The organism is Zoogloea sp., from assembly GCF_023150065.1.
In the GTDB taxonomy this organism is placed as follows: domain Bacteria; phylum Pseudomonadota; class Gammaproteobacteria; order Burkholderiales; family Rhodocyclaceae; genus Zoogloea.
On sequence record NZ_JAKLLN010000003.1, the window covers coordinates 19,437 to 36,856 of the forward strand.

Consider the following 17,420-nt stretch of genomic DNA (forward strand, 5'->3'; position numbering starts at 1 on the left):
AATGCAGGACTTTCATTTGCTTCCCGCCCCTGACATGCGCTGGGTACTCTACCCCTTCGTTGCCCTCCTAGGCCTGATCGCCATCGGCGTTGCAATCCTTGCCCTCGCCGTGGCCTTCGCCTGGCCGACCCTGCCCTCGCTGGAAGCCCTTACCGACTACCACCCCAAGATCCCTCTGCGGGTTTACACCGCGGACGGCGAGTTGATCGGCGAGTACGGCGAGGAACGCCGTGCCTTCATCCGCATCCAGGATGTGCCGCCCGTGCTCAAGCACGCCATCCTGGCTGCAGAGGACGACCGCTTCTACCAGCACCCCGGCGTGGATTTCGCCGGCATCCTGCGCGCAGCCGGCGCCAACCTGGCCACCGGCAGCAAGCGCCAGGGTTCGTCGACCATCACCATGCAGGTGGCACGCAACTTCTTCCTGACCCGGGAAAAGACCTATTCGCGCAAGCTGTACGAGGTTCTCCTCGCCTTCAAGATCGAACAGAACCTCACCAAGGACCAGATCCTCGAGGTGTACATCAACCAGATCTTCCTCGGGCGACGGGCCTATGGCTTCGCGGTGGCCTCTCACACCTATTTCGGCAAATCCATCCGCGACCTGAACGTACCGGAGGCCGCCATGCTCGCCGGATTGCCAAAAGCACCGTCCGCCTACAATCCGGTGGTCAATCCAAAGCGGGCGGCCCAGCGCCAGCAATATGTACTGCGCCGGATGGCCGAACTGGGTTTCATCAGCGACGCAGAACATCGCCAGGCCCTGGAAACCCCCCTCAAGGTGGCGAGCAGCGCCGCCGACCTGGGCGGCAGTGCCGACTACATCGCCGAAATGGCTAGGCAGATCGCCTACGAACAGTACAAGGACGAGACCTACACGAAGGGCATCAAGGTCATCACGACCATCCTCAAGGCCGAACAGGAAGCCGCCTACAAGGCACTTCGCCGGGGCATCCTCGACTACGACCGGCGCCACGGCTATCGCGGCGCCGAGAGCTACGCCGACCCGGGTCGCCTGAACACCCAGCACACCGAATCGATGGACGAGATCCTTTCCGAGATCCCCGATTACGACGACATGCTGGCCGCCATCGTCACCCAGGCGGGTGGAGGCTCGGTCACGGTATACCGCTACGGAGAGTCGATCCGCATCAACGGCGAAGGTCTCCGCTTTGCGTCCAGCATGCTCGGCGACAAGGCCCCGCCCAACAAGCGCATCCGCCCCGGAGCGATCGTCCGCATCACCCGCGGTGAGAACCGCTGGGAGATCACCCAGCTTCCCGAGGTGGAAGGCGCGCTCGTAGCCGCCGACCCCCAGACCGGCGCGGTTCGCGCCCTGGCCGGCGGCTTCGACTTCAACCGCAACAAGTTCAACCACGCCACCCAGGCCTGGCGACAACCAGGCTCGAGCTTCAAGCCGTTCATCTACTCGGCCGCCTTCGAAAAGGGCTATGGTCCGAACAGTGTGGTGGATGACTCCCCCCTGTCCTTCCCGGCCGGCGAGACCGGCAGTCAATCCTGGGAGCCCAAGAACTACGATGGCCGCTACGATGGCCCGATCTCGCTCCGTTCGGCCCTGGCACGCTCCAAGAACATGGTGTCGATCCGCCTGCTCAAGTCCATCGGCCCCCGCTACGCCCAGGACTACATTTCCAAGTTCGGCTTCGACCCCGAACGCCACCCACCCTACCTGACCATGGCCCTCGGCGCCGGCTCGGTAACCCCATGGCAGATGCTGCGCGGCTACTCGGTATTCGCCAACGGTGGCTATCGGGTGGAGCCCTTCCTGGTCAAGGAGATCCGTGACGAGGCGGGCAACGTCCTCGCCCGCGTAGACCCGCCCATCGCCGGCGAAACCGCCGAGCGGGTCATCGACGAACGCAACGCCTATCTCATGGACTCGATCATGAAGGACGTCGTGCGCCGGGGTACGGCAACCAAGGCCCTGGTGCTCAAGCGCGGCGACCTTGCCGGCAAGACGGGCACCACCAATGAATACGTGGACGCCTGGTTCTGCGGCTACCAGCCCACCGTCGCCGCCGTCGCCTGGATCGGCTTCGACCAGCCGCGCAAGCTCGGCAATGGTGAAACAGGGGGCGCCGCAGCCCTGCCCATGTGGATCAACTACATGCGCAAGGCCCTGGACAACGTGCCGGAAAGCTATCCCCAGGCGCCCAAGGGCCTGATCCGCATTCAACCTGCGGGCAGCCCGGGCGAAGAGATGATCTACCAGGAGAACCTGCCTGCCGCGCCCTCCGATGCGCCGCCAGAGCCATCCGGCACCCCCACGGAGGAAGCGCCGGCAAACCCTGGAGCGGGGACCAACTAATCGGAGAAGGGGTCAGTCCGCCAGGCTGATCCCCTCACCCGCCTGCTCCGACATGCAGCGGGACAGCACGGCATAAAGATCGGCGCCATCGCGGGTACCCACCCAGCGCCCATCGACGGGTCGGAAATGGAAACCGCCGGACTTGGCGGCCAGCCAGATTTCCCGGGCGGCAGAATGGCGGTTCACGATGATCTTGCTGCCGTTCTCGAACTCGATCTCGACGATCCCGCCAGGCTTGACCTCATAATCGATATCCGCCGTACAGTCATCGAGAAGATGCTCCAGGCGGTCCAGCTCGGCTTCCGCCAGGGCATTGAAGTCTGCTTCATCCATCGTCTGATCCCTTGTTCTGTTAACATTCCCGTTTTTGCGCGGAACCCATGCGAACACTCGCCATCGCCGCCGCGACCTGCGGCGCACTCCTGCTGAGCGCCTGCGGCATCAAGGGCCCGCTGCACTACCCGCAGATCCCCAAGCCAGCAGCCAAGGCCGCCACACCTGCCGACACCACGCCGGCGCCCAGCCGGGTGCCTGACATGGATCATAACAAACCCGTCTCCCAGGACTCCGCTCAATGACGACTGCCCTGCCCGTGCCGACGCTCACTGCCGGCCCCGCCGGCCTGACCCTCGAAGGGGTCGCCCTCGCCGACATCGCCGAGCGCTTCGGCACGCCTACTTACGTTTACTCCCGCGCCGCGCTGACTGCCGCCTACGAGTCCTATCAGCAGGCCCTCGGCCAGCGCAAGGCGCTGGTGTGCTACGCGGTCAAGGCCAACTCCAGCCTGGGCATCCTGTCTGTGTTCGCCCGCCTCGGCGCCGGCTTCGATATCGTCTCGGGCGGTGAGCTTGCCCGGGTGCTGGCTGCAGGTGGCGACGCCGGCAAGGTGATCTTCTCCGGCGTCGGCAAGACCCGCGACGAAATGCGCTACGCCCTCGAGTCGGGCATCGGCTGCTTCAATGTCGAGTCAGCCGCCGAACTCGACCGCCTCAACGAAGTCGCCGCCAGCATGGGCAAGCGTGCGCCGATCGCCTTCCGCGTGAACCCGGACGTCAATCCCAACACCCACCCCTACATCTCCACCGGCCTGCGCAGCAACAAGTTCGGCGTGGCCTTCACCGAAGCCCTGGATCTCTATCGCAAGGCCGCCACGCTGCCCCACATCGAGATCAGCGGCATCGACTGCCACATCGGCTCCCAGCTCCTCGACCCGGCCCCCATGGCCGAGGCCACCGACAAGATCCTCGGTCTGGTGGACCAGCTGGCCAGCGAAGGCATCAAGCTCGACCACATCGACTTGGGCGGCGGCCTCGGCATCCGCTATCGCGACGAAGAGCCTCCCACCCCCACCGAATACCTCAAGCCCCTGCTGGAGCGCTTCGCCGGACGCGACGAAGCCCTGTGCTTCGAGCCGGGCCGCTCCCTGGTGGGCAACGCCGGCCTGCTGCTGACCCGCATCGAATACCTCAAGCCCGGTGTCGAGAAAAACTTCGCCATCATCGACGCGGCCATGAACGACCTGGCCCGCCCGGCGCTTTACGACGCCTACCACGAGATCGTCGCCGTTGCCCCGCGCGGTCTGCCCACGACCCGCTACGAAGTGGTCGGCCCGATCTGCGAGAGCGGCGACTTCCTCGGTCATGACCGGGATCTGGCGGTGGATACCGGCGACCTGCTGGCGATCCTGTCGGCGGGCGCCTACGGCATGACCATGAGCTCCAACTACAACACCCGCCCCCGGGCCGCCGAGGTGCTGGTGGACGGGGACACGGTGCATGTCATCCGCGAGCGGGAAACCCTCGAACACCTGCTCAAGGGCGAACGCCCGCTTCCCTGACCCTACCGCCCCCTGCCGCCAGCCCGATGGCCACGATCATGCGTTTCGCTCCCCGCGTCACCCTGCTCCTCGCCCTCGGGCTTGCCGGCTGTGGCAACAAGCCCGAAGCGGCCCCGGACAAGCCTTCCGGCCCGCCCCCCACGCTGATCACCACCACCACTTCACGCAGCCTGGCCCTCGACATCACCGAGGACACCCTCGGTACCCTGGAGGCCCTGATCGACCCCAGCATCGGAGCCGAAGTGGCAGGCCGTGTCACCCGGGTGCTGGCCCATAGCGGTGACAAGGTCCGACGTGGGCAGCTGATCGCCGAACTGGACGCCACCGACTTCACCATCCAGACCCGGGTCGATGGTGCCGAGATTGCCCGCCTGGAAGCCCTGGTGGCCCAGGCCGAGCGCTTTGCCGAACGTCAGCAGGATCTGGTCGCCAAGGGCTTCATCTCCCGCAACGGCGCCGAGGACAGCCTGGCCCAGCGCGACGCCCTGCGCGCCCAGCTGGCCACCGCCCGGGCGCGGGAGAGCGCCACCCGCAATGATCTCGGGCGCACCCGGGTTGTGGCCCCGGTGGACGGCATCATCGAAACCCAGATCGTCTCCCCCGGTGACTACGTCAAGGTGGGCGATCCGCTCTTCCGCCTGATTTCCAACCGCATCCTGCGCGCCCACCTGCCCTACCCCGAGTCGGCGGCGGGTCGCATCCGGGCCGGCCAGCCCGTGCGCCTGAGTCTGCCCCACCTGCCGGGCAAGGTGATCGAGGGTACGGTCGAGGACGTGAAGCCCACCATCAACGATAGCAGCCGGGCCCTGGACGTCCTCGTGCGGGTCAGCAACGACGGCAGCCTGCTGTCCGGCGGCACCGTCAATGCCTCCATCGTCACCGGGCACAAGGCCGCAGCGGTGATGGTTCCCGAGCAGAGCGTGGTGTTGCGGCCGGCCGGCAAGGTGGTCTATGTGATTGCCGGTGGCAAGGCCGTCCAGCGGATCGTAGAGATCGGCGCCAAACGCGACGGTCGCGTGGAGATCGTCAAGGGCCTGGCCGAGGGCGAGACCGTCGCCGAGGACGGCGCGGGCTTCCTGAGCGACGGCGCCGCCGTCAATATCAAGGCATCCCCCACCCCCACCAAGCCATGACCCTGCCCGAGCTTTCCATCAAGCGCCACGTGCTGGCGTGGATGATGAGCGCCGTGCTGGTGCTGGTGGGCGTGATCGGCTACCAGCGGATCGGCATGGACCGCTTTCCCTACATCGAATTTCCGGTCATCTCGATCACCACGGCGCTGAAGGGCGCCAACCCGGACATCGTCGATTCGAGCATCACCAACGTCATCGAATCGGCCGTCAACAGTGTGCCGGGCATCGAGCACGTACAGTCCACCTCCTCGCCGGGGGTGTCGGTGGTCAACATCACCTTCGCCCTAGAGAAGAAGGTGGACGTGGCCTTCAACGAAGTCCAGTCGAAGGTCAATCAGGTGCTGCGCCGCCTGCCCAAGGACGTGGACCCGCCGGTCATCGCCAAGGTCGAGACCAATGCCCAGCCCATCATGTGGCTGGCCCTGCAGGGCGACCGCACCCAGCAGCAGCTCAACCAGTACGCCCTCAATGTGCTCAAGAAGCGCCTCGAGACCATCGACGGCGTGGGCGAGGTACGCCTCGGCGGGCGCCGAGACCGCACCATCCGGGTCAACCTGCTGCCCGACCGCATGGCCGCCCATGCGGTCACGGCCCAGGACATCAGCGACGCCTTCAGCCGGGAGCATGTGCAGCTCGCTGGGGGCTTCGTGGTCGGCCAGAAAACCGAAAGCCTGCTCAAGCTCGATCTGGAGTTTCACCAGGCAGATACGCTCCAGGGCCTCATCGTCGCCTGGCGCAACAAGGCACCGATTCGCCTGGGGGACGTAGCGGAGATCGAAGACGGCCTCACCGACAACCGCCAGCTGGCCCGCTTCAACGGCCAGACCACCGTGGGCCTGGGCATGGTGAAGATCGCCAACGCCAACACCGTGGCCATCACCGAACGCATCCTGGAGCGCGTGGAACGCGAGCTGCGCCCGGCCCTGCCGCCGGGCATGAGCCTGTCGGTGGTCTCCAACGACGCGGTCTTCATCCTCGAGATCGTGGACTCGCTCAAAGAGCACCTGATCGAGGGCACCCTGCTGGCCTCCCTGGTGGTGTGGTTCTTTCTGCGTTCAGTGCGCTCCACCCTGATCATCGCCCTGGCCATTCCGGTGTCCCTGATGGGGGCCATCGCCGTCATCTATTTTGCCGGCTTCACCCTCAACTCCCTCACCATGCTGGCCCTGCTGCTGCTCATCGGGGTGGTGGTGGACGACGCCATCGTGGTGCTGGAAAACATCTTCCGGCACCGGGAGGAGCTGGACCCCGACCCGGTCTCGGCCGCCATCAACGGCAGCAACGAGGTGGTCTTTGCCGTCATGGCCGCCACCCTGTCGCTGGTGTGCATCTTTGCACCGGTGGCCTTCATCTCCGGGATCATCGGCCAGTTCTTCCGCAGCTTTGCCCTGGTCGTCACCTTTGGCGTGCTGGTGTCGCTGTTCGTATCCCTCACCCTCACGCCCATGTTGTGTGCCCGCTACCTGCGGGTCGAGAAGCAGCATGGCCCCGTCTACCGGGCCTTCGACCGCCTGTTTGTAGCCCTGGACGCCCTCTATGTGCGCCTGCTGGAAGGCGCCCTCACCCATCGCCTGTGGGTGCTGCTGGCAACCCTGGCGGTGGTCGGCTCCAGCGCTTTCTTCTTTGCCCAGGTGGGCAAGGCCTTTACCCCGGAGCAGGACGAGGGGCGTTTCCTGGTGTCCTTGCGCACCCCGCTGGGCTCGAGCATCGACTATACGGACAGCAAGCTGCGCGAGGTGGAGGCCATTCTCGACCGGCACCCGGAGATCCGCTCCGAGTTCGCCCTGATCGGCCTCGGCACCGCCGGGCAGGTGAACCAGGGAACGGTGGTCGTGCGCATGGTTCCGCGGGAGGAGCGCAGCGTGAAGCAGCAGGACGTGATTCCACTGCTGCGCAAGGAGTTCAGTCAGATCGCCGGTGCCCGGGTGTTTGCTGCACCGTATCCGATGGTCCAGGGGCAGCGGGGCGAGCCGCTGCAGTTCGTGCTCACCGGCGAGAACCTGCAGGAGCTCGGCCGCCATGCGATGGCCCTGCAACGCAAGCTGGCCACCGTCCCCGGCATCGGCCGCATGGACACCGACCTGCAGCTCGACCTGCCCCAGCTGGCCTTCGCCCCCGACCGCCTGCGCATCGCCGACGCCGGCCTGAGCACCCAGGACGTGGCCCTGGCCATCAACATGCTCACCGGCGGGGTGGACATCGCCAAATACAGCGACGAGCCCGGCGACGGCCAGCGCTACGACATTCGGGTGAAGGCTCGGGAAGGCAGCTTCACCCAGCCCTCCGACCTGTCGAAGATCTTCCTGCGCAACAAATCGGGCCAGCTGGTGCGTCTCGACAGCGTGGCCAGCTTCCGGGAAACCCTGGGGCCGGCGGTTGTCGGGCGATTCGACCTGCAATACGCCGCCACTTTCTATGCCTCCCCGACCCTGCCCCTGGGCGAGGCGGTGGAGGTGGTCAAGCGCAGCGCGGCAGAGCTGCTGCCCACGGGCTATCAGGTCAAGCTGATCGGTCAGGCCGAGGAGTTCGGCAAGACGCAAAAGTACATGAGCTTCACCTTTGCCCTGGCCCTCACCCTGCTTTACATGGTGCTGGCCAGCCAGTTCAACAGCTTCGTACAGCCCTTCATCGTGATGCTGGCGCAGCCTCTGGCCATCGTCGGGGGCGTGGCGGCCCTGTGGGCCACGGGCCACACCCTGAACATCTACTCGATGATCGGCCTGGTGCTGCTGATCGGCCTGGTGGCCAAGAATTCGATCCTGCTGGTGGACCTCACCAACCAGCGGCGCGGCGAAGGCCTGCCGGTGGACGCCGCCCTGCGCAATGCCTGCCCGATCCGCATGCGTCCGGTGCTGATGACCTCGGCCACGGTGATCCTGGCCCTGGCGCCGGCAGCACTGGGCTTTGGCGCCGGCAACGAGACCAACCAGCCCCTGGCCATCGCTGTGATCGGCGGCATGATCAGTTCAACCCTGCTGACCCTGGTGGTGGTGCCGGCGGTGTATTCGCTGGTGGAGGGGTGGCGCGAGCGGCGCCACAAGGCTGCTGTGGTAGTGGGCGGCTGAACTTGAGAGGCATGGGGCTGCCGGGGCTACCCCGCTGGACTACGGCGTGGCGGCCGGCCCCCGGGGCAAGACGCTGACGGAAGCCTTCCCGGCAGGCGTATCCAGCCAGCGCAGCAGGATGCGATAGGTATCCAGATCAAAGACGCGGGGCGGCTCTGCTGCGATGAGCGCGGCCAGCGCCGCTTCATCCTCCACGGTACCCAGCACACACCAACCATCCAGCAGATGAAAAGCAAGGCGGCCGGATTCAGGATGTGCCTCGCGGACCGTCACCGGCCCGGCCCAGGGCCAGCGCTTCAGGCGCAGGCTTTCCAGCACCTTCAGCAGACGTTGGTCGTGTTCGGCCGGGCTTTCCTTGCCGGCGCACACGCCGGCGCAGCGTTTCGCCGAGTGTGCCAGGCAGGGGCCGTCATTCCAGGGCTCCGTACCCAGACGCCGGGGGCACAGACGGTAGAGGCTGGCGAATTCACGCAGGGCGGCATCTGCCTCCTTCTTGCTGCGAAACGCGCCGTAAAGCGCGGCCCCCGACATGGGGTCAAGCCCGTTCAGGCTCTCCCGCACCAGGACCGGTCCACGTTTCCGGGCCGCATCGTAGCGCAGTCCGAAAACCCCCTCGGAATCCTGCTGCTGGCGATTTTCTGCAGGCTTCAGTGCGCGAAGCAAGCGTGATTCGAGGAGCAGGGCGCCCAGTTCCCCTGCCGTCACCTGCCAATCCACCCGCCGCACGTTCTGGGCGATCTTGGCTTCCTTGCTGTTACGGTGCTCGGACGAGAAATGGCTCATCACCCGGGAGCGCAGGCTGACGCCACGCCCCACATACACGGGGCGGTCATCCTCTCCGTAAAAGACATACACCCCCGGGCCTTCGGGGACGCCCTCGAGCACCCCCTCCGGCAGCCCCGCCGGCCGGCTCGGCGCCTTCATGGCCTTGACGATGGCCATGTCGAGCACACTCCGCTCGAAGCTGGCTGCAACGATGCCGGCAAACTGGTGCAGGGCCTCGGTATCGCCCATGGCCCGGTGACGGGCCGAGCAGGTCAGACCATGACGCTCGATCAGTGCATCCAGCCCATGCTTGTGGTGCTGGGGGTATAGCGCCCGGGACAGCTTGACGGTGCACAGCACCGGCGCGTCAAAGCGCTCGCCGATGCGCTGGAATTCGTTCTTGATGAAGCCGTAGTCGAAACGGGCGTTGTGGGCGACAAAGATGCAGTCGGCGAACAACTGCCGTATCCGGATAGCCAGCTCGGCAAAAGCCGGAGCATCGGCCACCATCTCATCGGTGATGCCGACCAGGCTCTGGATGTTGTCGGGAATGGGAATGCCCGGATTGACCAGGCTGGACCAGCGTTCGACAAGCTCACCGTCTTCAACCCGCAGGACGGCGATCTCGGTAACCCGGTCGACCACCGGATTGGCTCCGGTGGTTTCGACGTCAATGAAGGCGAGTCGTGGCGCGAACAATCCGCCGCTTAACCTTCAGTCGAGTAGGGATAGGCCTTGGCCGGCACCTTGCCCTCGGCGTACTGCCGGGTGGTCTCGGCATCCTGGGGCTTGTCCCACCACAGGGCACGGCCTTTTTTCTGTTCTTCACGCTCTTCCGGATGCTTCTCCATCCATTCGCGCATGAATTTTGTGTGCTCGGATTCGTAACCTGCCATGTTTGATCTCCCTTTTAGCGGCGTGGATTCTAGCAGCCTCAGGCGCTTTTCTGGTCGCCCTTGAGACGGTTGATACGGACCACCTCGGGGATGTTGCGCACCCCGCGGATGACTTTGGCCAGATGCAGGCGGTGGGTGACCTGCAGGGTAATGTAGATGGTGGAGTAGGCCCCCTGCTCCCCATCGGTGCTCACGTTCTGGATGTTGCAGTCCTGCTCGGAGATGGCGTTGGCGACCTTGGCCAGCACCCCGCGCACGTTCTGGGTAAGGAGCTTGAGGGTGACATCGAAGAGGCGATCGGACGAAGCCTCCCACTCCACGTCGATCCAGCGGTCCCGCTCGCTGCGCAGCTTGCGGGCCTGGGGGCAGTCGTGGAGGTGCACCTCGAGCCCCTGCCCCTTGCGGATGATGCCGACGATAGGGTCGCCCGGAATAGGCCGGCAACAGCGGGCCAGCTGCACCGCCACCCCTTCGGTGCCGCGGATCAGGATGGCGCCGGCGGGCTTGGGCTTGACCACATCGGCACGGCCCGACTCCACGTCCTGGATCTCCGCCAAGCGCCGCGCCACGATGGCCGGCAGGCGACGCCCGAGACCGATATCGGTCATCAGCTCACGGCGGTTGGGCAGGGTGAATTCCTTCAGGAAGCGATCCCAGGCAAACATGCTCACCTGGCCGAGGGTCAGGCCATGGGGCCGCAGGGCCTGGTTGAGCAGGCGCTCGCCCAGGGTAGAGGCTTCTTCCTGCTGGGCGTTCTTGAGGAAATGCCGGATCTGGGCCCGCGCCTTGCCGGTGCGCACATAGCTCAGCCAGGCCGGGTTGGGGCTGGCGTGGGCCGCGGTGATGATCTCGATCTGGTCGCCGTTGTGCAGCTCGGTGCGCAGGGGCATCAGCTCGCCGTTGATGCGCCCGGCCACGCAGCGGTTGCCCACGTCGGTATGCACGGCGTAGGCAAAATCCACCACCGTCGCCCCCCGCGGCAGGGCGAAGATCTTGCCCTTGGGGGTGAAGGCATAGACCTCGCCGGGAAACAGGTCGACCTTGACGTGCTCCAGGAACTCGCTGGAGTCACCGGAGGTGGACTGGAGCTCGAGCAGGGACTGCAGCCAGCTGTGGGTCTTGTGCTGGAGCTCGGTGAGGGTCTTCTCGTCTTCCTTGTACAGCCAGTGGGAGGCCACGCCGCTCTCGGCGATGTGGTTCATCTGGTGAGTGCGGATCTGCACCTCGACCGGCGTGCCGAAGGGCCCGATGAGCGTGGTGTGCAGGGACTGGTAACCATTGCCCTTGGGAATGGCGATGTAGTCCTTGAACTTGCCGGGCACCGGCTTGTAGAGGGCATGCAAGGCACCGAGAGCCCGGTAGCAGGTCTGGATGTCGGGGACGATGACGCGGAAACCGTAGATGTCGAGCACCTGGGAGAAGCTCAGGCGCTTCTCGGCCATCTTGCGGTAGATGCTGTAGAGGTGCTTCTCGCGGCCGCGCACCTCGGCCTGGATGTCCCACTGGGGGAGGCGCTCCTCGATGGCAACGAGGATCTTGCCGACCACCTCGCGCCGATTGCCCCGGGCCGCCAGGATGGCCTTGGACAGCACGCCGAAACGCATCGGGTAGCGGTGCTTGAAGGCCAGCTCCTGGAGCTCCCGGTACAGACTGTTGAGCCCCAGCCGGTTGGCGATGGGGGCGTGGATCTCCTGGGTTTCCCGGGCAATGCGGCGACGCTTGTCGGGGCGCATGTGGTCGAGGGTCCGCATGTTGTGCAGACGGTCGGCCAGCTTGATCAGGATGACCCGCAGGTCGCTGGCCATGGCCAGCAGCATCTTGCGGAAGTTCTCGGCCTGGGCCTCTTCCTGGGACTGAAACTCGATCTTGTCGAGCTTGGAGACCCCATCCACCAGCTCGGCCGTGGTGCGCCCGAAACGCTCGGAGATCTCGGCCTTGGTGATGTGGGTGTCCTCCATCACATCATGGAGGAGGGCCGCGCACAGCGCCTGTGCATCCAGATGCCAGCCGGCGAGGATCTCGGCGACAGCTACCGGGTGGGAGATGTAGGGCTCGCCGCTCTTGCGCACCTGCCCGCGGTGGGCATCGGCAGAAAAATGGTAGGCCGCTTCGATGCGGCCCACGTCCTCCGGGCGGAGGTAAGCCGCAACCTGTGCCCTCAGCCGCCCGAAATCAAGGGGCAGGACACAGGAGGGAGGAGGCTGGAAAACGCCGCTACCACTGACGGGGATCGGGGCGGCGGATTCCATGACATTGCTCTCTCGGGAAAGGCGTTCAGGCCTGACCGCGATTGAGGACTTCCGCCCCGACCTTGCCGGCAGCGATTTCGCGCAGCGCGATCACGGTGGGCTTGTCCTTGTCGTGACGGTCCAGGTCCACCTGGGGGGTGGCGCCGGCGGTCAGCTGACGGGCACGGTAGGTCGCAGCCAGGGTCAGCTGGAAGCGGTTGGGAATTCTTTTCAGACAGTCGTCGACGGTAACGCGGGCCATATCAATCCTGTTCCAGGTAATGGAAAAACTCCGGCTTGCGTGCCTCCTGGTTGGCGTAGCGAAGCCGTGATGCTCGCACCACCGCAACCAGATCCTCGAGGGCGGCAGGCAAGTCTTCGTTGATTATAACGTAGTCGAACTCGGCCACATGGCGCATCTCGTCCCGCGCGCCCAGCACCCGGCGGGCGATGACGTCCTCGGAATCCGTACCCCGACCTCGCAGGCGACGCTCCAGCTCCTCCACCGACGGGGGCAGGATGAACACGCCCACCGCCTTCGGAAAGACCTTGCGCACCTGCTGCGCGCCCTGCCAGTCGATCTCCAGCAGGATGTCGTTGCCGGCCGCGATCTGCGTCTCCAGCCACGCGCGGGAGGTTCCGTAGTAATTGCTGTGGACCTCGGCCCACTCAAGGAATTCACCCTTGTCACGCAGGGCCCGGAAGGTGGGCACATCGACAAAATGGTAGTGGGTGCCATCCACCTCGCCGGCGCGCGGGGCCCGGGTGGCGTAGGACACGGAGAGCTTCACCAGCGGATCGCGGGCCAGCAGGCCGCTGACCAAGGTGGTCTTGCCGGCACCGGAAGGTGCCGTGACGATGAACAGTGTGCCGGGCATGGGGCTCTTCCTACTCGATGTTCTGCACCTGAAGCGTGAGATGCGCTCCAAGTGGTTGATTTTCATGGCCTATTGGGGTTGTAGGCCTGCATTTCCCCCACGATTTACCCCACAAGATACCTGGGCTGGTGTGAGACGGAGTGACACGGCTGACGGCTGGCGCGCACATGATCGGACGAAGTCTATCAGCCGGTTCCGCCCTATCAATAGATCCGTGCGAAGTGTTCCTGGGCGAACAGCGATCACACTCATGATGAGCTCAAGCGTGCCCCATGCTGTAGCAGATGCGGTTATCAATTTGATGTATGTGGTATCCTCATTAAGAGGTGAATAGAGTTCGACTTCTGGGTGAATCGTCGGTTGACGACGAGACTTTGGGGAAACCGATGGATGTGTCGCAAGCGCAGCGAGAACGGCTGGCATTTCTTGAACTGCACGCGTTTTTTACTGGCGAGTTGCGCAGGTCAGATGTCGAGGCTCGCTTTGGCATCAAACCAGCGGCGGCGTCGCGCGATCTGACGCTCTATCGGGAGATGGCCCCCTCCAATCTTGAGTACGATTCAACGAAGCGGTGCTATCGCCCCTCCGGAACCTTTACTCCGATCTTCCCGTTCAACTCCGATCGCGTACTTGCATGGCTGTTGCAGGGCTTTGGTGACGGGCTGGATTTGAAGTTGAAGCCGGCTGCGCCTTGCGAGGGGCCGGGGCAGTTCACCAGGCCTGATTTGAAGGCGCTAGGAGCCATCACCCGCAGCATGTGTGCTCACCGTGCTGTGCGGATCAATTACTTGTCGCTGTCCTCGGGTTCGAGGCGTCGCGAAATCGTCCCAGTCGCCTTAGCCGACAACGGTTTGCGCTGGCATGTGCGAGCCTTCGATCGCGACCGTGCTCGTTTCGGTGACTTCGTGCTTACGCGTATCTCGAAAGTTCAAGAAATTGAGGGTGAAGCCGACGAGAGAGAGCTCTTGAGTTCCGACGAGCAATGGGCTCGCATCGTCGAGATGGAGGTGGTTCCTCATCCCGGTATTAGGCATCCCAAGGCTATCGAGGCCGACTACAGTATGCAGGATGGGGTCTTGCGCATCAAGGCGCGAGCGGCCCTCGCTGGCTATGTGCTCAGGCGTTGGAATGTGGACGCGAGCTCGGACCATCGGCTCGATCCAGCAACTCATCACCTATGGCTGCGTAACACGCCTACTCTTTATGGTGTCGAGAGTGCAGCGTTAGCGCCAGGCGGTCCCGAACTGTCCGCCGACAAGGCGGTCGTATGACGCGCGAAGCAATTTTTATCAGCCACGCCACCCCGGAGGACAATGACTTCGTCCGTTGGCTCGGTTCCAAGTTGGAACTGGCCGGCTACAAGGTCTGGCATGACCTTGCGCGCTTGAAAGGCGGCGACTACTTTTGGGACAAGATCGAAGCGGCGATCCGCAGCGACTCGTTCCGCTTCATCGCAGTCGTGTCCAAAGTGGCCGTTGGCAAGCAGGGCGTCAAGGACGAATGGGCAGTGGCCGGCACCATTGAGCGAAGCGTCCCGGGCTTCATCATTCCGGTTCGCATTGACAACATCCCGTTCAGCGATGTGCCGATCTCGCTGCACCGCAAGAACCTGATCGACTTCGCGTCCGGATGGCACAAGGGCTTCGCGTCCTTGGTCGATACGCTGGAAGAGGCCCAAGCGCCCAAGGCGTCGAGTCCTGATCCGTCCCTGGCCCGCCACTGGCTGCCCGAGCTCAAGGAAGGCGCCATCGTTCGGACCGATGCAAACGAGACGCTCGATTCGACTTGGCTTCGCATCCTCTCCCTTCCTCCGACGATCGAAACCGCGCGCATCCTCGGCAAAGATCGCGAGATCAAGGTGACGGAGGAGAACCGCAAGCTGCCCTGGTTCGAGCACGAGGATCGCATCGTCGGATTCGCCAAGGGGGCGGATCTCGTGTCGCTGATGGCCAAGTCCGTGATGCTCAAAGCGGCCAATGCCGCGGTGACGGACACCTTCATCGATGAGGGTTCGACGCTCGGCGACAAGGACGTGCCTTGGTGGGAGGCGCGCAAGCGCGTGGGCAATCTCGTCCGACAAGCCTGGGAACTGGCGATGGAGGCTAGGGGCTTCGCGAGCGTCTACCAAGCCAGCGGCCGAAGGGTCTTCTACGCCACGCCGGAGCTCACAGGCGGGCGCGGCAAGTTCGTTTCCTACGAGGACTTCGATGGCGCGAAGCGCCGCAAGGCGCTTACAGGCAAAAGCGAGAAGCGCGGCGCTTGCTGGGCCTACGGCGTGGGCATGGTGACGTCGTTCGACGAGCCCTGGCGCGTCGAGCTTCGCCATGCGGTCATCTTCACTGACGACGACGGCAAACCGCTCGAGGACGCATTGAAGGCGCATCGCCTGCGCCGGGGCTTCTGCAAAAGCTGGTGGAACGAGCAGTGGCGTACGCTCATGCGGGCGTTTCTGTGGCTGGCCTCGGAAGGCAAGCCCGAGTTGCTCTTGCCAGTCGGCTCAGGCCGCAGCATTTCGCTGTCTTCGACCCCGATCCAGTTCGAGGCGCCGTGCGGCTTGTCCGACGTAGCGCACGCCGTCGATGATGACCCAGTCGATGAGATCGACGACGATGAAGCCGCCCAGGAGGCAGAGAGCGAAGAGGAGGGCGCGCAGTGACGTTTGCCCCTCGCCTCATCGAAATCGCCGAGCCCGAGCTGCAATTCGCGTTCAGCCAGGCGATGGCACATCCGAAGGATGGGCTCTCGCTTTACGGTCCGCTGCGCGGTCAGCTCACGGGTGGGCGGCTTCGCATCGGCGTCGTGGCCACGGCGCGCGGCCACCAAATCTACGGCAAGTTCGCAGAGCGGCTCGGCAAGCCCATTGCGCCAGCCAAGGCCGACGACCCGAACCACACCTTGTTTCCTGGATTTCAGGCGATCTTTGGAGTGGAATGGCCGTTGGAGCCAGCCGCCTTCCTCGAGATCGATCCGGCTGACCTTGATGCCGCGATCAGCATCCCCGATCGGCATCAGGCGATCCACAAGGCCGTGTCGCTGTACTCGGATGCCATCGCTGAGTATCTGCGCGATGACGCCGAGGCGCACATCGATCTCTGGATGGCGATCGTGCCGGAGGATGTACACAAACACTGCCGCCCGCAATCGAAGTCCAAGAAGGGCGGACCGGAGCAGGCTGCGCCGGTCGCGCTCATGGACAAGAAGCAAGCGACCCGACTTTTGACCAATGAGCCGGGGCTGTTCGAAGAGGATGCCAAGTCTGCGGAGATCTATCTCTACGAGCTCGACTTCCACAACCAGCTCAAGGCGCGGCTCTTGGAACACAAGGCTGCGGTGCAGGTTCTGCGCGAGACGACGATGGCGCCGGAGGAATTCCTCAACAAGATCGGCAAGCCGTTGCGCGCCTTGCAGGATCCGGCGACGCTGGCGTGGAACCTGGCGACGACTTGCTATTTCAAGGCGGGCGGTAAGCCCTGGCAACTCGCCCATGTGCGCCCCGGCGTCTGCTATGTCGGCGTCGTGTTCAAGCAGGATGCTTCGAATCCGGAGCCAGGCATGGTCTGCTGCGGCGCTCAGATGTTCTTGGAGTCCGGCGATGGCGTCGTCTTCAAGGGCACGCCGGGTCAGTTCAAGTCCGAGAAGGAAGACGAGTTCCATCTGCCCAGGGACAAGGCCAAGGCGCTAATGTCGCTGGTGGTCGAGGCCTACCGCAGGAGCCATGGCGGCGAAGCGCCCAAGGAGCTCTTCATCCATGGCAAGACGCGCTTCTCCTACGAGGAGTGGGAAGGCTTCCGCGAAACGGTGCCGCCGGAGACGAATGTGGTCTGCGTGCGCATCCGTGAGGATTCCGGCGTCAAGCTCTATCGCCATGGCCCTAGCGCGATCGCGCGTGGCCTGGCGTGGGTGAAGTCCGAGACTCGCGGCTACCTGTGGACCAAGGGCTATGTCACGCGGCTGCAGACCTATGCCGGCCGCGAAGTTCCGAGCCCGTTAACCATCGAAATCGCGCGTGGCAATGCGGACATCGAGCAGGTTATGGCCGACGTGTTGGGCCTGACTAAGCTGAACTACAACGCATGCATCTACGGCGATGGGGTTCCCGTGACGCTGCGCTTCGCCGACACCGTCGGCGAGATCTTGACCGCAGCGCCGCGCAGGGAAGACCTCCCTCCGCTGCCGTTCCGTTACTACATTTGACTGGCTATACCGAGAAATAAGAAAGAAGGGCTCGACATGTCTCTACTGCTGCCTTGGGAAGAGTTCGGGGGAGAGCATCTCCGGGACTGGTGTGC

General features: G+C 64.5%; 14 protein-coding genes. 8 read left to right on the forward strand and 6 right to left on the reverse strand.

The annotated features are described in order from the left end of the window. Nucleotides 1–34: 34 nt before the first annotated feature. Nucleotides 35–2,329 (forward strand): penicillin-binding protein 1A, encoded by a 2,295-nt coding sequence (locus L6Q67_RS05070; protein ID WP_296566973.1) that lies wholly within the window; start codon nt 35–37, stop codon nt 2,327–2,329. 12 nt (nt 2,330–2,341) lie between these two features. Here L6Q67_RS05070 and cyaY read toward each other — a convergent pair whose 3' ends face one another. Beyond that, complete coding sequence (cyaY, locus tag L6Q67_RS05075; RefSeq protein WP_296566247.1) at nt 2,342–2,662, reverse strand: iron donor protein CyaY; 321 nt, start codon at nt 2,660–2,662, stop codon at nt 2,342–2,344. A gap of 47 nt (nt 2,663–2,709) precedes the next feature. Between cyaY and L6Q67_RS05080 the strand changes: the two genes are divergently transcribed. The 4 genes from L6Q67_RS05080 to L6Q67_RS05095 are packed head-to-tail and all read left to right on the forward strand — an operon-like array spanning nt 2,710 to nt 8,364. Continuing rightward, nucleotides 2,710–2,907, forward strand: coding sequence for a lipoprotein (locus L6Q67_RS05080; RefSeq protein WP_296566250.1), 198 nt, complete (start codon nt 2,710–2,712; stop codon nt 2,905–2,907). Then, on the forward strand, nt 2,904–4,166 hold the full coding sequence (lysA, locus tag L6Q67_RS05085) for a diaminopimelate decarboxylase (protein WP_296566252.1): 1,263 nt from the start codon (nt 2,904–2,906) through the stop codon (nt 4,164–4,166). The genes L6Q67_RS05080 and lysA overlap by 4 nt, the downstream gene beginning before the upstream one ends. A gap of 38 nt (nt 4,167–4,204) precedes the next feature. Further along, the gene (locus L6Q67_RS05090) at nt 4,205–5,299 is read left to right on the forward strand and encodes an efflux RND transporter periplasmic adaptor subunit (protein ID WP_296566254.1); all 1,095 of its coding nucleotides are present in this window, start codon (nt 4,205–4,207) and stop codon (nt 5,297–5,299) included. Then, the gene (locus L6Q67_RS05095; protein ID WP_296566256.1) at nt 5,296–8,364 is read left to right on the forward strand and encodes an efflux RND transporter permease subunit; all 3,069 of its coding nucleotides are present in this window, start codon (nt 5,296–5,298) and stop codon (nt 8,362–8,364) included. The genes L6Q67_RS05090 and L6Q67_RS05095 overlap by 4 nt, the downstream gene beginning before the upstream one ends. 39 nt (nt 8,365–8,403) lie before the next feature. Here the strand turns inward: L6Q67_RS05095 and L6Q67_RS05100 are convergent, their stop codons facing one another. From L6Q67_RS05100 to gmk, 5 genes are read right to left on the reverse strand one after another with little or no spacing between them, the layout of a single operon-like run. Next, the gene (locus L6Q67_RS05100) at nt 8,404–9,828 is read right to left on the reverse strand and encodes an exonuclease domain-containing protein (protein WP_296566258.1); all 1,425 of its coding nucleotides are present in this window, start codon (nt 9,826–9,828) and stop codon (nt 8,404–8,406) included. An 8-nt stretch (nt 9,829–9,836) separates the two neighbouring features. Further along, nucleotides 9,837–10,025 carry a DUF3460 family protein gene (locus L6Q67_RS05105; protein ID WP_296566261.1) on the reverse strand — a complete coding sequence of 63 codons (189 nt, stop codon included), beginning with the start codon at nt 10,023–10,025 and terminating at the stop codon, nt 9,837–9,839. Nucleotides 10,026–10,063: 38 nt separating this feature from the next. Further along, nucleotides 10,064–12,274 carry a bifunctional (p)ppGpp synthetase/guanosine-3',5'-bis(diphosphate) 3'-pyrophosphohydrolase gene (locus L6Q67_RS05110; RefSeq protein WP_296566264.1) on the reverse strand — a complete coding sequence of 737 codons (2,211 nt, stop codon included), beginning with the start codon at nt 12,272–12,274 and terminating at the stop codon, nt 10,064–10,066. Nucleotides 12,275–12,299: 25 nt separating this feature from the next. Next, complete coding sequence (gene rpoZ / locus L6Q67_RS05115; RefSeq protein WP_169145968.1) at nt 12,300–12,515, reverse strand: DNA-directed RNA polymerase subunit omega; 216 nt, start codon at nt 12,513–12,515, stop codon at nt 12,300–12,302. A 1-nt stretch (nt 12,516) separates the two neighbouring features. Next, entirely contained in the window at nt 12,517–13,131 is a 615-nt protein-coding gene (gene gmk, locus L6Q67_RS05120) for a guanylate kinase (protein WP_296566271.1), read from the reverse strand. A 386-nt stretch (nt 13,132–13,517) separates the two neighbouring features. Between gmk and L6Q67_RS05125 the strand changes: the two genes are divergently transcribed. The 3 genes from L6Q67_RS05125 to L6Q67_RS05135 are packed head-to-tail and all read left to right on the forward strand — an operon-like array spanning nt 13,518 to nt 17,325. Continuing rightward, nucleotides 13,518–14,402, forward strand: coding sequence for a WYL domain-containing protein (locus L6Q67_RS05125; RefSeq protein WP_296566273.1), 885 nt, complete (start codon nt 13,518–13,520; stop codon nt 14,400–14,402). Then, nucleotides 14,399–15,787 carry a toll/interleukin-1 receptor domain-containing protein gene (locus L6Q67_RS05130; RefSeq protein ID WP_296566278.1) on the forward strand — a complete coding sequence of 463 codons (1,389 nt, stop codon included), beginning with the start codon at nt 14,399–14,401 and terminating at the stop codon, nt 15,785–15,787. The genes L6Q67_RS05125 and L6Q67_RS05130 overlap by 4 nt, the downstream gene beginning before the upstream one ends. Continuing rightward, on the forward strand, nt 15,784–17,325 hold the full coding sequence (locus L6Q67_RS05135) for a hypothetical protein (RefSeq protein WP_296566281.1): 1,542 nt from the start codon (nt 15,784–15,786) through the stop codon (nt 17,323–17,325). Before L6Q67_RS05130 ends, L6Q67_RS05135 begins: the two co-directional genes overlap by 4 nt. The last annotated feature ends 95 nt before the right edge of the window (nt 17,326–17,420 follow it).

Coding starts and splice junctions, on each gene's coding strand:
- L6Q67_RS05070 (WP_296566973.1), top strand. CDS start 35: ATGCGCTGGGTACTCTACCCCTTCGTTGCCCTCCTAGGCCTGATCGCC.
- L6Q67_RS05105 (WP_296566261.1), bottom strand. CDS start 10,025: ATGGCAGGTTACGAATCCGAGCACACAAAATTCATGCGCGAATGGATG.
- cyaY (WP_296566247.1), bottom strand. CDS start 2,662: ATGGATGAAGCAGACTTCAATGCCCTGGCGGAAGCCGAGCTGGACCGC.
- lysA (WP_296566252.1), top strand. CDS start 2,904: ATGACGACTGCCCTGCCCGTGCCGACGCTCACTGCCGGCCCCGCCGGC.
- L6Q67_RS05125 (WP_296566273.1), top strand. CDS start 13,518: ATGGATGTGTCGCAAGCGCAGCGAGAACGGCTGGCATTTCTTGAACTG.
- gmk (WP_296566271.1), bottom strand. CDS start 13,131: ATGCCCGGCACACTGTTCATCGTCACGGCACCTTCCGGTGCCGGCAAG.
- L6Q67_RS05095 (WP_296566256.1), top strand. CDS start 5,296: ATGACCCTGCCCGAGCTTTCCATCAAGCGCCACGTGCTGGCGTGGATG.
- L6Q67_RS05130 (WP_296566278.1), top strand. CDS start 14,399: ATGACGCGCGAAGCAATTTTTATCAGCCACGCCACCCCGGAGGACAAT.
- L6Q67_RS05090 (WP_296566254.1), top strand. CDS start 4,205: ATGCGTTTCGCTCCCCGCGTCACCCTGCTCCTCGCCCTCGGGCTTGCC.
- L6Q67_RS05080 (WP_296566250.1), top strand. CDS start 2,710: ATGCGAACACTCGCCATCGCCGCCGCGACCTGCGGCGCACTCCTGCTG.
- rpoZ (WP_169145968.1), bottom strand. CDS start 12,515: ATGGCCCGCGTTACCGTCGACGACTGTCTGAAAAGAATTCCCAACCGC.
- L6Q67_RS05110 (WP_296566264.1), bottom strand. CDS start 12,274: ATGGAATCCGCCGCCCCGATCCCCGTCAGTGGTAGCGGCGTTTTCCAG.